Annotated in this window: 12 protein-coding genes; 9 read left to right on the top strand and 3 right to left on the bottom strand. The window is 45.8% G+C overall.

Annotated features, from left to right (window positions below; genetic code table 11):
- Positions 1-116: 116 nt before the first annotated feature.
- Positions 117-1,187, top strand: coding sequence for a protein BatD (locus tag FSU_RS07965; RefSeq protein WP_015731950.1), 1,071 nt, complete (start codon positions 117-119; stop codon positions 1,185-1,187).
- Complete coding sequence (locus FSU_RS07960) at positions 1,187-2,248, top strand: acyltransferase family protein (protein ID WP_014545939.1); 1,062 nt, start codon at positions 1,187-1,189, stop codon at positions 2,246-2,248. Before FSU_RS07965 ends, FSU_RS07960 begins: the two co-directional genes overlap by 1 nt.
- A 6-nt stretch (positions 2,249-2,254) precedes the next feature.
- Here FSU_RS07960 and FSU_RS07955 read toward each other — a convergent pair whose 3' ends face one another.
- The gene (locus FSU_RS07955) at positions 2,255-3,100 is read right to left on the bottom strand and encodes a hypothetical protein (RefSeq protein WP_014545938.1); all 846 of its coding nucleotides are present in this window, start codon (positions 3,098-3,100) and stop codon (positions 2,255-2,257) included.
- Positions 3,101-3,113: 13 nt separating this feature from the next.
- Positions 3,114-3,446: a DMT family transporter gene (locus tag FSU_RS07950; protein WP_014545937.1), complete on the bottom strand. Its 333-nt coding sequence runs from the start codon at positions 3,444-3,446 to the stop codon at positions 3,114-3,116.
- 66 nt (positions 3,447-3,512) lie between these two features.
- On the opposite strand from FSU_RS07950, the gene FSU_RS07945 reads away from it, so the two are divergent.
- The 7 genes from FSU_RS07945 (at position 3,513) to FSU_RS07915 (ending at position 11,414) form a co-directional block, all read left to right on the top strand.
- On the top strand, positions 3,513-3,830 hold the full coding sequence (locus tag FSU_RS07945; RefSeq protein WP_014545936.1) for a TfoX/Sxy family protein: 318 nt from the start codon (positions 3,513-3,515) through the stop codon (positions 3,828-3,830).
- 199 nt (positions 3,831-4,029) lie between these two features.
- The gene (locus FSU_RS07940; protein ID WP_041260099.1) at positions 4,030-4,776 is read left to right on the top strand and encodes a hypothetical protein; all 747 of its coding nucleotides are present in this window, start codon (positions 4,030-4,032) and stop codon (positions 4,774-4,776) included.
- Positions 4,777-4,975: 199 nt separating this feature from the next.
- Positions 4,976-5,812, top strand: a complete 837-nt coding sequence (gene dinD, locus FSU_RS07935; RefSeq protein ID WP_014545934.1) for a DNA damage-inducible protein D — start codon at positions 4,976-4,978, stop codon at positions 5,810-5,812.
- Positions 5,813-6,045: 233 nt separating this feature from the next.
- Complete coding sequence (locus FSU_RS07930) at positions 6,046-6,705, top strand: hypothetical protein (RefSeq protein ID WP_041917833.1); 660 nt, start codon at positions 6,046-6,048, stop codon at positions 6,703-6,705.
- Positions 6,706-6,739: 34 nt separating this feature from the next.
- Complete coding sequence (locus FSU_RS07925; RefSeq protein ID WP_015731947.1) at positions 6,740-7,498, top strand: hypothetical protein; 759 nt, start codon at positions 6,740-6,742, stop codon at positions 7,496-7,498.
- Positions 7,499-7,702: 204 nt separating this feature from the next.
- A complete protein-coding gene (locus FSU_RS07920) occupies positions 7,703-8,686 on the top strand; it encodes an AAA family ATPase (protein ID WP_014545931.1) in 984 nt (327 codons plus the stop codon).
- Positions 8,687-8,783: 97 nt separating this feature from the next.
- The gene (locus FSU_RS07915; RefSeq protein ID WP_244263592.1) at positions 8,784-11,414 is read left to right on the top strand and encodes a TIGR02171 family lipoprotein; all 2,631 of its coding nucleotides are present in this window, start codon (positions 8,784-8,786) and stop codon (positions 11,412-11,414) included.
- A 43-nt stretch (positions 11,415-11,457) separates the two neighbouring features.
- Here FSU_RS07915 and FSU_RS07910 read toward each other — a convergent pair whose 3' ends face one another.
- Positions 11,458-14,880, bottom strand: a complete 3,423-nt coding sequence (locus FSU_RS07910) for a histidine phosphatase family protein (protein WP_014545929.1) — start codon at positions 14,878-14,880, stop codon at positions 11,458-11,460.
- Positions 14,881-14,902 lie beyond the last annotated feature (22 nt).

Raw genomic sequence — 14,902 nt, 5'->3', positions numbered from 1 at the left:
GGCTTGAGCCTCGAAAAATGTAAGACGAACAGTCTCGACTCCCGGAACCTTCCGGGAGTTTTTTGTTGTTCTGGGCAAGCCCCTTTATTATCGTCTTTTTTGTATATTCATTACGTATGAAAGAAAAAAACGTGAATTCTAAGACTGCGAAGCCTGTCAAGGCTAAAAAAGCTAAGGCTGAGACTCAAGAAAAAAATGCTGATTCGTTGCTTGTTGCAACAAAAAAAGATTCGACGAATGTCCTTGCGATAGAACCGGATTGTTTGAATGCTCCGGGCAATTTGGATGCAGGTGCTGTTGACGGTGATTCCGCGGGAAATGATGCGGGTATGCCTGCGCTCCCGACAGCTGAACAGCTCGGGATTACGATTACAGCTGGAAACGTAGGAAATGCTGGTGATGCAGGGAATGCTACCGGAAGTGCTACTGGAAATGTGCCGCTTTCGGCGACTGTAGGCGATACGATTATTTTCCCGGTGACGGTCTCGTGGAGCGTGAACGGGAGTGCGATTCTCGTGGTGCCGACAAGTTCAGCAAATGCGAAGGGCATTTTGCAGCTGGGCGTGTCGCAGGAATCTAGCCGATCGGTAAAAGACGGCAAGGAAATGGCGCAGATCACGTTCAACTACAAGCTCGTTATGCAGGATACGGGCAACTTGAACATCCCTGCCATGCGTTTTGAAATTCCGACGCCGATGGGGCAGTCGCTTGATTTGCGTAGCGATAGCGTGCCTATACGTGTCGATGCGCCGTTTAATGCGATGCCGTTTATTGCAGGCGGTGCGGTAGGCGTTTGTGTGCTGCTTGCTGCGTTGTGGCGCATGCGCAAGCGTGCTCATTTGCGTGCAGCGACTGCCGCGAAGAATGCATTTGAGAATGCGTTACGCGAGAAGATGGTTGTCTTGAAGCAGCGCGTGATGGTGGCCGATAGCCGCGAATGGCTCTTGGAACTTGAAGGAATCTGCAAGGAATATGCTCTGCACCAGTTTGGTGCTGCCGAAGGAACTGCCGCCGCCTCCGCGGTGAATCTAGATGCTCTTGTGGCCGATGGCAAACTGGACGGCTGGAAGCCCCTGCTCGAGGAATTTGCGCACGCCCGCTACGGCGGCGGCAAGCGCGACAGCTTTGAAAACAAGGAAACCTGGAAACTTGCCATGACGCTCATGGGCATCAAGGAAGAAGATTAGTGATTATCGACAAGTCCAAAATGCAACACCGTGCGGCGGGGCTTGACCTCTTTCGCGTTGTAGCCGCTGTGATGGTATTGCTGTTCCATTGCAATATCCATCACGAAAGCAATTTTGGACCATTGACGGGATTTGTCTCGATGGGCGCCGTGTTCATGACAGCGTTCTTTATGCTTTCGGGTTATGTGCTGTTCTTGACGTACAAGGATAAATCGCTTGTACAGGCTCCGGCGCTCAAAAACTTTTATCTGAAACGCATTTTCGGAATTTTTCCTTTGTACTTGGTCGTGGCGGTGTTGTACGTTGTGACCTTGGGGGAGGAATCGGTGTTCCAGAATCTAGTGCTTTTGCCGATTGAAATCTTGGGATTGCAAAGCGTGTTTTCGACGCTGTTCCCAGTGAGCCATAATGGCGGGACTTGGTTTATTTCTTGCCTGCTGTTTGCGTATTTGGCGTTCCCGCTGATGCAAGAAATCGTAAAGCAGATGACGGCTCGCACGAAGTGGATGTCGCTTGCAATATGCTCGGCGGTTTTGTTCTGGTCTCCGCTTGTCGTGCATACATTTTCGACGGACTCGATTTATTCGAACCCGTTTTTCCGTGGGCTGGAATTTTTCATTGGCGTGCTTTTGTGCTCGTTGCCAATCCGCGATGGCATTGCGAAAATCCTTGCGACTTGGAAAGCTTTGCTTGTTGAAGTTTTGCTTTTAGTTGCAGGAATATCAATTGCCGTGCGGCTGAATATTTTCGTGGGCAATTACATGCTTTACGACTGGATTGTGATTCCGCTGTTTGCCTTTATGATTTTAACGCTAGCAGGGCTTAAGTCACCTCGGCTGCATAATTCTGCGGTGCTTCGTTATGCGAGTGCGGCAAGCTATGCGTTTTTCTTGGCGCAGACTTTCAATACTGAAATTGAGAACTGGCTGTTTGCTGCGTGCGATATCCAGAATAACGTATTGCAGATTGTAATGTCGGTCGCGTTGTGCGCGGTTATGGCAATTGCGTTACATGAACTTGTAGAAAAGCCCTGTGCGAAGGTGCTGAAAAAGAAATTGTAAAAACGGTTATCGGAGCGCCGTTTCAAGGATTAGGGCGAGTGCAATTAGCGTAAGCCCGTTTTTGGGACGGATTTTTTTGTTGATGGTAAAGAATGTATTTAGGATAAATAATATCGAAAAAAAGAGAATGCCTGCGGCTATTATGTAGGCGGGTGTTCCTGAGCAACAGCGGTATATGCCACTGTATGTCCCTGAGATGAATGTAGTGATTGCGTTTACGGCGAGAACTGACGCAATACCAAGCGCAAATTTAAGATGGTTTAGCCAATAGTCTCGGACTATGTTGTTTTTTGTAAAGAAACAAAAAAGCAGGATGGCGCCTATAGGGATATATTTGATATATGGCAGAATGGTTATTAATTTTAAATCGTGAAAGCCTGCAGATCGGTTTGCGCCCATTGAAAATCCAACTAGAGTAAAAAGGACAATACCAAACCCGGTTGCCATACATAAAATGAATGAAACACATCCGTCAGAGTCGGGCATGGGTTGTGTATTGTTGTAGCTGTCTATTTCTTCTTGTGTAATTTCGTGATTTGATGGGTCTTCGCTTTCGGGGGGAGCTTGTTCAGGGTCTTGAGTTGTAATTTGGAAGTCGTTTAAGTCTGGATTTGATTCAATAGGTTGCTTTGGAAATGTTTCGAACTGCGCGAAATTATGTTTGGTGTTTGTTTCGTCTATTTCGTCTTCTTCGCCTTCAATTTCTGCGATGCGTGTTTTGACGATGTTCTGGCGTTCTGGAGAATCGTCTTTTTCAATGATGTCTAAAACTTCATAAAGCTCGTCAAGTGGCAACTTGCGAATTTGTTCTTTATAATCCTTGAGATATTCTTCAGTGAAGTTTGATATCATGAGTCTTTTGCTCTTAATGAATATCCATTTTGGAGAAAAGGTTCAGTACGGCGACACCTGAGATAATCAGGAATAATCCTACGATGGCGCCTATGTCTGGAATTTGCTTGAAAAAGATTATGCCGCTTAAGGTGATGAGTGCAATTCCGAGGGCGGACCAGGTGGCGTATGCAATGCCGATGGGAATGGTGCGCAGGCATAGACTCAGCAGGTAAAGCGAGGCGACATAGCAGATAAGCGAGGCTATGGAAGGAACAAGTTTGGTGAATTGTTCTGACATCTTGAGGAACGTGGTGCCGGCGGCTTCTGCGAAAATGGCGAGCAACAGGAATAGATAATTGAGCATAGAAAGAATATACAAATTAATTTTTTATATTACAATGTCAAAAACGTCATTGAATAAAGGATTTTTATGCCGAGTTCTGAAAAGTTTCGCGATTATGTCTTGGCTCAATTCAAGGGGGAGTTGCGTGTGACGCCCCGCAAGATGATGGGCGAGTACATCTTTTACGCTGATGGAAAAATCTTTGGCGGGATTTACGATGACCGCTTGCTGGTGAAGCCTGTGGCCGCCGCAAAAGCGATGCTCCCAAATGCAAAATTGCAGTTGCCTTACGATGGTGCAAAGCCGATGCTTCGTGTCACCGCAGAGCAAATTGCAGACAACGGCTTGCTTGTGCGCTTGCTCAACGCCATGCTCCCGGAATTGCCCGCTGTGAAAAAGAAGTGAGACCATTTTTCCGGCGTGGGGAAAATGGTCTGTTTTTATTTTGTCAAGCCCATTCCAAATGTCATTCCGGCTGGAGCCTGTGCTGAGCGTAGTCAAAGTATGACGGAATCGCCTTTCTTGTATGAATCGCCTGATGGGTGGTTGAAAATTGACGATGGATTACGTTGAAACTTTTTGAATTAAAGCTATTTTATACGTGATGAATCGGTTGACTTACTTAATTGTTTTGGTTGTTGCGACTTTGCTTACGGGATGTAATACAATGCTTGTTCATCCACCTTCTGCTTCGGCGTTTATGGAAAATGATAGAGATGGCTTTGTGCGCGATGCTTCAATTTCTGCTACAGTAGGGGGTGTGGCTTATGATTTTATTCCTAAAAAGTATGTGAAAAGAGAAGTAAATGAAGAATACAGCTATAGAGAAGAGGAGTCTCCTGTAGAAGTTGCTGTTTCGTTTCAGCGACGCTATGGATATTTTAAATACGGTTTTGGATTTGATTTATTATCACCTTATATACAGGTGGGGTTTGTTTCGGATTATTTTGGCGTGATGGGTTGGAGCAATCTTTGCTTGTGGCAATTTGAAAAAGTAGAACACAAGTATTTTCAGTGTGCGGGCGGTGTGTCTGTTATTGAACAGTTGCCGATAGGGAATGGCGTTCGCATTGGTTTGACGCAACATTTATCAAGAAATGGTCGTGAAAATATAGCTCATGGTATATATGACTTGGGCTTCAGCATTCCTACACCCACGCCTATATTCTACGATGAAATTGGTGGAGGTGCATATGTTTCATTTGGTGTTGGAACAGGAACAAATGTTGGTATTGAATTTCGGCTCGGAAGAGATCTAACGTATTATCGTTTTGATGAAAAAGAAATTGACGGTAACATTATAAGCGATTTCAACCGGTATACGTTTATGATTGATTTTCAAGGGTGGTAGTTTTTTGTTGGGTTATGTAAAATTTTTATGAACCCCTTGCCAACTTTTTAATATATAGATACATTAATGACTGCGCATCTCGCTATACAAAGGCGAGGTGCGTTTTTGCTTTAATCATAATTTGATTTTGCAGGAACGCCTCTAATCATAAACTTGCCGCAAAAACGGCGTCGTATAATACGATTACATGGAGGCTATAATGAAGTCCGAAGAGATCAAGACTCTGTTCGAAAAGTTCCAAGCTATTGCTTGCGAATACCAAGGGGTGGAATGTTGGAGTGCTCGTGACTTGAGTATGTTACTTGGATATACTAAATGGGAGCGTTTTAGTAATGCTATTGAAAAGGCGAAGGAAGCCTGTAAAAATGCAGGCGAAATTGTAGATGATCATTTTCCCGGCGCCGGGAAAATGATCCATCTTGCAAAGGGGGCGGTACGTGAAGTTGATGACTATATGCTTACTCGTTACGCTTGTTATTTGATTGCTCAAAATGGTGATTCTCGCAAGCCGGAAATTTCTTTTGCGCAGAATTACTTTGCTGTGCAGACTCGTGTGGCGGAAATTGTTGAAGACCGTATTCATGAATTGGAACGTGTGCAGGCGAGGGAGAAACTTGCGCATACCGAAAAGGTCCTATCGGGAGTATTGTTTGAACGAGGCGTAGATAGCAAGGGTTTTGCCGTTATCCGTTCCAAGGGCGATCAGGCGTTGTTCAACATTGATACGAATCTCTTAAAGCGTAAGTATAATGTTCCTGCGAGTCGCCCGCTAGCGGATTTTTTGCCTACGGTAAGCATCAAGGCTAAGGATCTTGCTGCGGAAATGACTTCTGTCAAAACTCAAACAAAAAATCTTTTTGGACAAAAGAAAATTGAGAAGGAACATGTGGATAACAATCGCGCTGTCCGCAAAATGCTTCTTGATCGTGGTATTGTCCCCGAAAATTTGCCTGCAAGTGAAGATGTTAAGAAAGTGGTGCGTCGTTTGAAAAGGACTGATGGGTCTCTTTTGCATGTTCAAAAGAAGAAAAAGTAATATCATTTTTCCCGGCGCTGGGAAAATGATAGCGTGAACCATATTGCTGGCGTCAGCAATATGGTCTTTTTATGCATAGTCATGCCCATCCCGAATGTCATTCTGGCTGGAGCCTGTGCTGAGCGTAGTCGAAGTATGCGGAATCGCCTTCTTGTTTAAATCGCCTGATGGGTGGTTGAAATTTGCTGATAGATTACGTTGAAACTTTTTGAATTAAAGCTATTTTATACGTGATGAATCGGTTGGCTTGTTTACTTGTTTTGATTGTGGCTGCGATGCTTGCGGGGTGCAGTTCGCATGCTCCGTCAGCAGCGCGTTTTATGAGTGCCAAACCGAATTCTATTAGTATTGGCGTTGGCGGTGGAGGCTTTTGGGGCGATGATAATTCGCATCGTGAAGAGAAGAGTGCTCAGGAAGCTTACAGATATGAGGAATCGCATTTTTTACTAGATGGGGTGCTCTTTTTTAGAAATGATCATTTTTTATTTGGTTTAAGTTCGGGAGATCATTCTCTTATTCGTTTGAATTTGGGTTTTGTTAGTGATTATTTTGGTGTTCAGGGGTGGGGAGATATTATTGTACTTAATGCTGATAGCTCAACGAATTGGAAACGACCCTTTGGAATTATGATAATTGAACAGCTCCCCATTACCTCAAAAATTAAAGTGGGCGTACATCAGTTTTTTGCTTACAATTCTTATTCAGGAGTTTTGGATGAATGTTGCTCAATAAATCTTGATTATTATATGAAATTTTATGGGGAACTAGGTGTAGGGGCGTATGTCAGTTATGATGGGTATTCTTTAGAATTCCGTTATGGAAATGAGCCTGGTTCAGATAATAAGCGATTTTATCTTGATTTTAGTGTGATGTTTGATGCGCAATCGCACTGATGTTTTTTTTGAAATTTAATTGGCTTTATACGTGATGAATCGGTTGGCTTGTTTATTTGTTTTGTTTGTGACGATGATGCTTGCGGGGTGCGGTGTTTCTAGCATTCACCCACCTTCTGCAGCTACTTTTATGGAAAAGAGTGACGGTGCGTTTTTAAAAAGCGTATCAGGTTCTTTATATTTGGGGGATTTGGCTTATGGTGGCTTGGGTGTTGATTTTGTGCCTAACAAGGAAATAAAAAAAGAAGTGAATGATGATTGGGCGTATGTAGAGCGAGAAGTTCCCGTCGATATAATGCTGGAAATTCAGCGGAGTATTGGATATTTTAAATTTGGCGGTGGATTAGATTTTTTAACGCCCTATTTACAGATTGGGTTTGTATCTGATTATTTAGGAGTCATGGGTTGGGGCAATTTATGGCTGTGGCAATTGGAAAAAGTTGAACACAAGTATTTTCAATGGGGTGGTGGATTATCCCTTATTGAACAGTTGCCTATAGGGGATAGTTTTCGAATGGGGTTGACGCAACATTTGTCTAGAAATGGACGACATGCTTGTGCTTTTGATACGGGAATTGCTTGTACTCATGATACTCCTATTTTTTATGATGAAATTGGTGGTGGTGGCTATATATCGTTTGTTCCTCGCGAAACTTTGCGGTTCGGTCTGGAATTTCGATATGGTCGGGATTTGACTTATAAACGTAAGGATTATAGTAACTATCCTGAAAAGTACGAGAAGTTTTCTAATATGGATAGATTTGTTTTGACGATAAGTGTTATGGGTTGGTAGTAAATGCTGGGGCGTTGCGGGGCGGCGTCTGAGCGCCCGCTAGAAGGGGTGGTGGAAGACCCGACGGGGCTGAAGCCAGGGGGAGGCTTCCCCCTTATGCCTTGCGTTGAATCTTCTAATGACTATTGACTAACGACTAATCTCATTTGTTTTTTTTCAAAGATTTTAGTATCTTAAAGCATGAAAATCTTAGAGGTAAAATAAATGGATATTCAGGAACTTTCGGAAAAGGTGAAGCAGCAGAGTTCTTTTTGCATGAACTTGCTACGTGAAGTTGAAGATACGGTGATTGGTCAGAAGGCAATGGTCGAAAGCATTCTGACGGGTATTTTGGCAGATGGCCACGTGCTTTTGGAAGGCCTTCCGGGCTTGGCCAAGACGACTGCGGTGAAGGCTTTTGCCGATGCTGTTTCGCTCGACTTCAAGCGCATCCAGTTTACTCCTGATTTGCTGCCGGCAGACTTGCTCGGTACGACGATTTATAACGCCCGTGAAGCAAAGTTCGAAACGCGCAAGGGCCCGCTCTTTACGAACCTCGTGCTTGCTGATGAAATTAACCGTGCGCCGTCGAAGGTACAGAGCGCTTTGCTCGAAGCCATGCAGGAACGCCACATCACGATTGGCGATGAAACGTTCAAGCTGGACGAACCGTTCTTGGTGCTTGCCACGCAGAACCCGATTGAGCAGGAAGGTACGTATCCGCTGCCGGAAGCTCAGGTGGACCGTTTCCTCTTGAAGGTGAAGGTTAGCTACCCGAACAAGGCCGACGAAATGAAAATTCTCGATGCTGTTTCGGGTGCAGGACTCCGCCAGCCGAAGGCTGTTGCAACGAAGGAAGATATCTTGAAGGCTCGTGAGCTCGTGAAGCAGGTTTATGTGGACGAACGCGTGCGCGAATACATCGTGAACTTGGTCTTGGCAACGCGTGATCCGGGTAGCATCAAGCGTAGCGACTTGGTGGGCTTTGTGGAAGTGGGCGCCTCGCCGCGTGCTTCTATCGGTCTTGCCCAGGCTTCGAAGGCTCATGCGTTTATCCAGGGCCGTGCCTACGTGACGCCGGAAGATGTGAAGGCTGTCGCAATGGAAGTGCTCCGCCACCGTGTGATTCTGAGTTACGAAGCTGAAGCGGAAGAAGTCACTGCCGAAACTGTCGTGCAGAAGATTCTCGACAGCGTCGAGGTGCCGTAATTTAAAGAACTCGCGAGATTTTAAAGCTTAAAAAAACAACGCCTTGCGGGACGTTGTTTTTTGTTATTTTGTGAGTATGCGGTTTAGCGATTTAGTCATGAAAAGATGGTTTGCGTGTTTCCTTTTATGCGTGGCTCTTGCGTCATGCTCGGATTCGCATGGAGATGGACGTAAAAATCCGGCTGAGAGTGCCGATTCGGAGTCTGCTCCTGTAATCGTGTTGGATTCTCTTCGTGAAGGAATGATGAGAATTATACCTAATGGTGCTTCTTCCGCTTACTCGCTAGGAATTCATGAAGTGACATGCTCTGAATTCGATAAAATTGCCAAGGATGAGGACTGGTACTTTGCATTGGATTGTGCAAATGATAAGTTGCCTGTAACTAATGTGTCCTATTATGATGTTGTCCTTTTTGCAAATGCGTATAGCAGGTTGTTTGGATATGATTCGGTTTATGCGTACCATAGGCCCTTTTTTAATGCGAAAGGTCATTGCATTAATTTAGAAGGACTTGAAGTTCGTTCTGATGTAGAAGGTTTTCGTTTACCGACCGAAGCGGAATGGGTGATGGCCGCGTCGCAGTCGTGGAATCCTGAAAAGTATAGTTGGAATTCTACAAATTCAAATTTTGAACTCCATGAACCGTGTGCGTTCCCTGATTCGATTGGCTTTTGTGATTTGGCAGGTAACGCTCTTGAACTGACGAATGATTGGTTTGGTTCGCTTGAAAAAGTCGTCAAGGGGGGTATGATGGTTCAGGCTCCTTCTGAAATGAATCTGAATACTCGTGGAGATGTTTATCCTGTAACCCCTTCAACGTTATCTGGGTATATAGGATTTCGTTTGGTGTTTGGAAAAATTCCGGAAGCCACTGGACTGGATGAGCAAAATGGTGTTGCAACAAATTATATGAAGATGAAGGCTTTCTCGTCGGATGTTCGTGAGAAGGTGGGAACATACCATTCGAAACTTGCTTTTAGAAACAATGTGACCGGCAATTTGGTTTATATTGATTATGATGGCAGAAGTCCAGGTGCTATAGAAATTTTTGATACGGTTCAAGTATTTCATCCCGATATTTCGCCTGATGGAAGCAAGGTTGCTTTTTGCACGGGGATGGAAGGTGTTGATGGCCCCTCTTCGGTATATGTAAGAAACTTGGATGCAAATGGTGGTGGCCTTGTAAAGCTTGATGTTGAAAAGGCTGTGATTCCACGTTGGCATGTGAGTGAAGGTGGCGATACTTCGATTGTGTTTGTCGACGATGCATCCGATAATAGCGATGATGCGGAGTTCTTGGCTCGCGGGACATGGATTGTTCCTTTCTCAAATGGAAAGTTTGGACAAGCGAAGAAGCTGATGGATGGTGCGTATCACAGCGGTGTTTCGCAAAGCCTGAACCGTGCTGTATCGGGAGCGCGTAGGTTGCGCGTGCATGTGAATGGAAAAGATGATGTATGGTATAATGGTGAGCAGGCTTGCAATGCGTCACTTTCGAAGGATGGCTTGAATCAGACATTGTTTTTGGATTTTGGCGGTTCTACAGGGAGGGCTTTTGCAAGTGATAAATATGGGGTGCATGAACGCTTGCTTGTCGCGGATAGCAGTGGCAAAATGGTACGAGCAATTCCTGCACCGAAAGGTTTTTCGTTTGATCATTCTGAATGGGTGAATCGCGACAATCTGGCTGTTGTATCGCTTGTCAATGTTCAAGGAGAACATGCAAAACTTGCGCTAGTGAATGTTCTTGATTCTAGTGTAACCGAATTGGTTGAAGGCGGAGATTTGTGGCACCCTAATATGTGGGTGATGCCTAAGAATACGTTTGGAAATAAAGACCTTGATTTGGATAGTGCAGGCTTGTATTGGGATCCTATTTATCAGGGCGGTGAAAGGTCGGCAAGCTTGAAAATGCGCATGTTTTGGGACGAACGCGATTCTTTAGAAGTGATTGCCGTAGGAACATCCCGTACTGAAAGAGGATTTGATCCAACGCAGATATCAAAATCGGCCCTTAATTTTGGATACGTTGGTGGAAATATTTGGGCGGCTCTCTATTTGATGGATAATTATTTTATTCCGCATGCTAAAAATTTAAAGTATTTGATTGTTGAAATATCGTATGACTTGATGCACAATTCTAAGGCTAGTAGAATGCAATTTGCGTTTGGGCAGGCACCGGGTTATTTTTATGACAGGAACCATAATTTTTGGAGAAATGGGCTGCCGCAATCTTTTGTTCGCTTTGTTGATGCTAATGTTTGCTATACAGGAGCCGACTCCTTGAATTACGTCAATATGAGAGGATTGTTGATGTTGGAACCTAACTGTTGGAGTGATGAGCCGGAAATTAAGTATGATACTGTTATGCAAACGAGTTGGCAGAAAAATTATGACAATAGTGTGGATAGCCTGACGGCCTTTATTGACAGTACGCAAAACAAGGGCTTTAAGATTATTGGGCTTGTTTACCCGCAGTCTCCTGGGTATGCGAATACGGGCAGCTTTGGGCGGCATGGGACAAAGCGTAGCCAGGCTTTAAAAACGGCGGCCTATTTTGATTCTTTAGCGCAAGTCTATCCGCATTTTATAATGGTGGACGAAAATAAATTTGGGATGCACGACTATACGGATGATATGGCGAATGATTGCGACCATCTGAGCTTTGTCGGTGCAAAACATTTGTCTTCTCGTTTAGACTCGTTGATAAAAACACTGGAAAAGTAGAATACGAAAAAAGCCCCCGGGCGGGGGCTTTGAAGCTTGTTTGTTATGGATTTTTGTATTCGCGCAGGAATCCGTCGTCTAGTGCTTTGACGGGGAGCTTTATAACGCTGTTGTCGGAATCAACGATGAGTACTACGCCGGTGAGGTAGTTGATCCAATAGTTAAAATCCGGATTCCAATTGATGTCGCGATCATGCTTGTGGAAGCGGAGATCGTATTTGGAATTTTTAACGTCATCGTGGATTTGTTTGTTGCTGATTGTAATGACGAACGGTACAAGGTATTGGTCGTGCGAAATGGCCAAGGTGTACTTGTGCATTTGTTCGTATGTGAAGTAGGTGTTGATGAAATCGTTAACTCTGTCAGCGATGGGGTAGAATGCATTTTCGCAGTTTTGACGGTTGTTATCGTTGTCGTATTCCTGGTAGGCAATTTTGGAATAAGAACTCCAGCCCCAGCTGGCGTTACCCTTGCAGTTGCTTGCACTTTGATTGGGTTTGACATACCAGGATTCCTTCAGGTTCTGGTTGATTTCAGTAAGGTTTTCGATGCTATGCTTGTGCCAGTCGTTAATGTTTGACGAAACGTTTTCGCCTTTGTTCACGGCGATGATTTGTGCGGTTTCTGCGGTGCGCTTGACGTTGGTGTACATGTAATAGAAGTCGTCGAGGTTGAGCTTTTTGAGTTTTTCGCCGACTTGCTTTGCCTGTGCTCTACCGACGTCAATGAGGCCATCGTCGTCGCCGTATTTGTTGATGTCGCGTTGGGCGTGGCGCAAGATGATGGCGACCTTTTCATCAGAGCGGGTGCAACCGAGAACGTCGTAGAGGGAATTGAATACGTCTGTTGTGGCGCGGAGCGTTTTGCACTTTTCGCTGAGCTGTTCAACGCTGGAGCTAGACGGGGTTTCGCTGCTAGAGGAGGCTACGCTGCTGCTTGAGGGCGTTACGCTACTAGAGGAAGCGACGCTGCTGCTAGACGGTGTGACACTGCTAGAGGAAACCTTGCTGCTGCTAGAAGGTGCTGCACTGCTTGAAGAAGCGATGCTGCTGGAGGAAGGAAGGACTGCGTCCTTACCGTTGCGGAGCTCGCCGACCTTCTTGTCACCGCAGATGACATCGTATCCGTCGATTTCCTTGTTCTCTTCAACAGTGCAAGAAGTTCCGTCCTTACCATCAATACCGTTCTTGCCATCAGCACCGTCTTTTCCGTTAGTGAGGAATCCGAGGAATTCGGTACCGCAGTAGACTTCGTATCCATTGACCTTTTCGTTCTTTACGACAGAGCAGGAAGTTCCATCCTTACCATCGGTGCCATTCTTTCCATCCTGGCCGTCCTTACCATTGCGGAGTTCGCCGACCTTCTTGCCTGCGCAAACGACGTCGAAACCGTTGATGTCATCGTTTACTTCGACCGTGCAAGAAGAACCATCGTTACCGTCTTTACCATCCTTGCCGTTTTCGCCCTTAGCGCCGTTTCGGAGTTCGCCAACCTTCTTGTCGCCGCATATAACGTCGTAACCGTCAATATCCTTGTTTACTTCAACACGGCAAGAGGTTCCGTCCTTACCATCAGTGCCGTTCTTTCCGTCTTGGCCGTCCTTACCGTTATGGAGCTCGCCAACCTTCTTGTCTGCGCAGATGACGTCGTAACCATCGATTTCCTTGTTCTCTTCAACAGTGCAAGAAGTTCCGTCCTTACCGTCAATGCCGTTCTTGCCATCCGCGCCATCCTTTCCGTTAGTGAGGAATCCGAGGAATTCGGTACCGCAGTAGACTTCGTATCCATTGACCTTTTCGTTCTTTACGACAGAGCAGGACGTTCCGTCTTTACCATCGGTACCATTCTTACCGTCTTGACCGTCTTTACCGTTGTGAATTTCACCGACCTTCTTGTCAGCGCAGATGACGTCATAGCCATCGATTTCCTTGTTCTCTTCAACAGTGCAAGAAGTTCCGTCTTTACCGTCGATACCGTTCTTGCCATCAGCGCCATCCTTTCCGTTAGTGAGGAATCCGAGGAATTCGGTACCGCAGTAGACTTCGTATCCATTGACCTTTTCGTTCTTTACGACAGAGCAGGACGTTCCATCTTTACCATCGGTGCCATTCTTTCCGTCCTGGCCGTCCTTACCATTGCGGAGTTCGCCGACCTTCTTGCCTGCGCAAACGACGTCGAAACCGTTGATGTCATCGTTTACTTCGACCGTGCAGGAAGTTCCATCCTTACCATCGGTGCCATTCTTTCCGTCCTGGCCGTCCTTACCGTTGCGGAGTTCACCGACCTTCTTGCCTGCGCAAACGACATCGTAACCATCGATATCATCGTTTACTTTGACCGAGCAAGAGGAACCGTCGTTGCCATCCTTACCATCGGTACCGTTCTTGCCGTCAGCGCCATCCTTTCCGTTGAGGAGCTCTCCGACCTTCTTGTCGCCGCAGATGACATCGAAACCGTTAATATCCTTATTTTCTACAACGCTGCAGGAAGAACCATCGTTACCGTCTTTACCATCCTTGCCGTTTTCGCCATCCTTTCCATTAAGGAGTTCACCGACCTTCTTGCCTGCGCAAACGACGTCGAAACCGTTGATGTCATCGTTTACTTCGACCGTGCAGGAGGTTCCATCCTTACCATCGGTGCCATTCTTTCCGTCCTGGCCGTCCTTACCGTTGCGGAGTTCACCGACCTTCTTGCCTGCGCAAACGACATCGTAACCATCGATATCATCGTTTACTTTGACCGAGCAAGAGGAACCGTCGTTGCCATCTTTACCATTCTTTCCGTCTTGGCCGTCCTTACCGTTGCGGAGTTCGCCGACCTTCTTGCCTGCGCAAACGACGTCGAAACCGTTGATGTCATCGTTTACTTCGACCGAGCAAGAGGAACCGTCGTTGCCATCTTTACCATCCTTGCCGTTTTCGCCATCCTTTCCATTAAGGAGCTGACCAACTTTCTTGTCACCGCAGATAACATCGTAACCATTGATATCCTTGTTGGTTTCGATGCGGCAAGAAGTTCCATCTTTTCCGTCTTTACCGTCCTTGCCATCGTCACCCTTGTCGCCATCCTTACCGTTGGCGCCGTTTTCACCATTTTTACCGTCGGCACCATCCTTGCCGTTCACGATTGAACCGATTTTTTCATCGCCGCAGAACACGTCGTAGCCGTTGATTTCTGCGTTTTCGGTGACGTAGCAGGATGATCCGTCTTTGCCGTCGGCACCAGATTTGCCTTCTTTGCCATCTTTACCATCGGCTCCATCTTTTCCGTCTTTGCCGTTCAAAACGACACCTACGGAATCACCGCCGCAGATAATCTTGAGACCGCTATCGTCGTCTAGCGGTTCTGTTTTGCAGGCGAGTTCGGACAAGTCCGGGGCGCTTGCTTCGCTTACCTCGTCAAGGCAGCCATAGAGCATGGAAAGCGTGAAGATAGATGTTGTTAAGAGTAATTTGGATTTCATACATTGCTCCCAAATAAGATTT

The sequence above is a fragment of the Fibrobacter succinogenes subsp. succinogenes S85 genome (assembly GCF_000146505.1).
GTDB lineage: Bacteria > Fibrobacterota > Fibrobacteria > Fibrobacterales > Fibrobacteraceae > Fibrobacter > Fibrobacter succinogenes.
This window is presented reverse-complemented; position numbering and strand designations above follow the sequence as displayed.

Bases quoted from the DNA above. Each gene is read 5' to 3' on its own strand.
- FSU_RS07965 (WP_015731950.1), top strand. From the start codon at position 117: ATGAAAGAAAAAAACGTGAATTCTAAGACTGCGAAGCCTGTCAAGGCT.
- FSU_RS07955 (WP_014545938.1), bottom strand. From the start codon at position 3,100: ATGATATCAAACTTCACTGAAGAATATCTCAAGGATTATAAAGAACAA.
- FSU_RS07950 (WP_014545937.1), bottom strand. From the start codon at position 3,446: ATGCTCAATTATCTATTCCTGTTGCTCGCCATTTTCGCAGAAGCCGCC.
- FSU_RS07945 (WP_014545936.1), top strand. From the start codon at position 3,513: ATGCCGAGTTCTGAAAAGTTTCGCGATTATGTCTTGGCTCAATTCAAG.
- FSU_RS07940 (WP_041260099.1), top strand. From the start codon at position 4,030: ATGAATCGGTTGACTTACTTAATTGTTTTGGTTGTTGCGACTTTGCTT.
- dinD (WP_014545934.1), top strand. From the start codon at position 4,976: ATGAAGTCCGAAGAGATCAAGACTCTGTTCGAAAAGTTCCAAGCTATT.
- FSU_RS07930 (WP_041917833.1), top strand. From the start codon at position 6,046: ATGAATCGGTTGGCTTGTTTACTTGTTTTGATTGTGGCTGCGATGCTT.
- FSU_RS07925 (WP_015731947.1), top strand. From the start codon at position 6,740: ATGAATCGGTTGGCTTGTTTATTTGTTTTGTTTGTGACGATGATGCTT.
- FSU_RS07920 (WP_014545931.1), top strand. From the start codon at position 7,703: ATGGATATTCAGGAACTTTCGGAAAAGGTGAAGCAGCAGAGTTCTTTT.
- FSU_RS07915 (WP_244263592.1), top strand. From the start codon at position 8,784: ATGAAAAGATGGTTTGCGTGTTTCCTTTTATGCGTGGCTCTTGCGTCA.
- FSU_RS07910 (WP_014545929.1), bottom strand. From the start codon at position 14,880: ATGAAATCCAAATTACTCTTAACAACATCTATCTTCACGCTTTCCATG.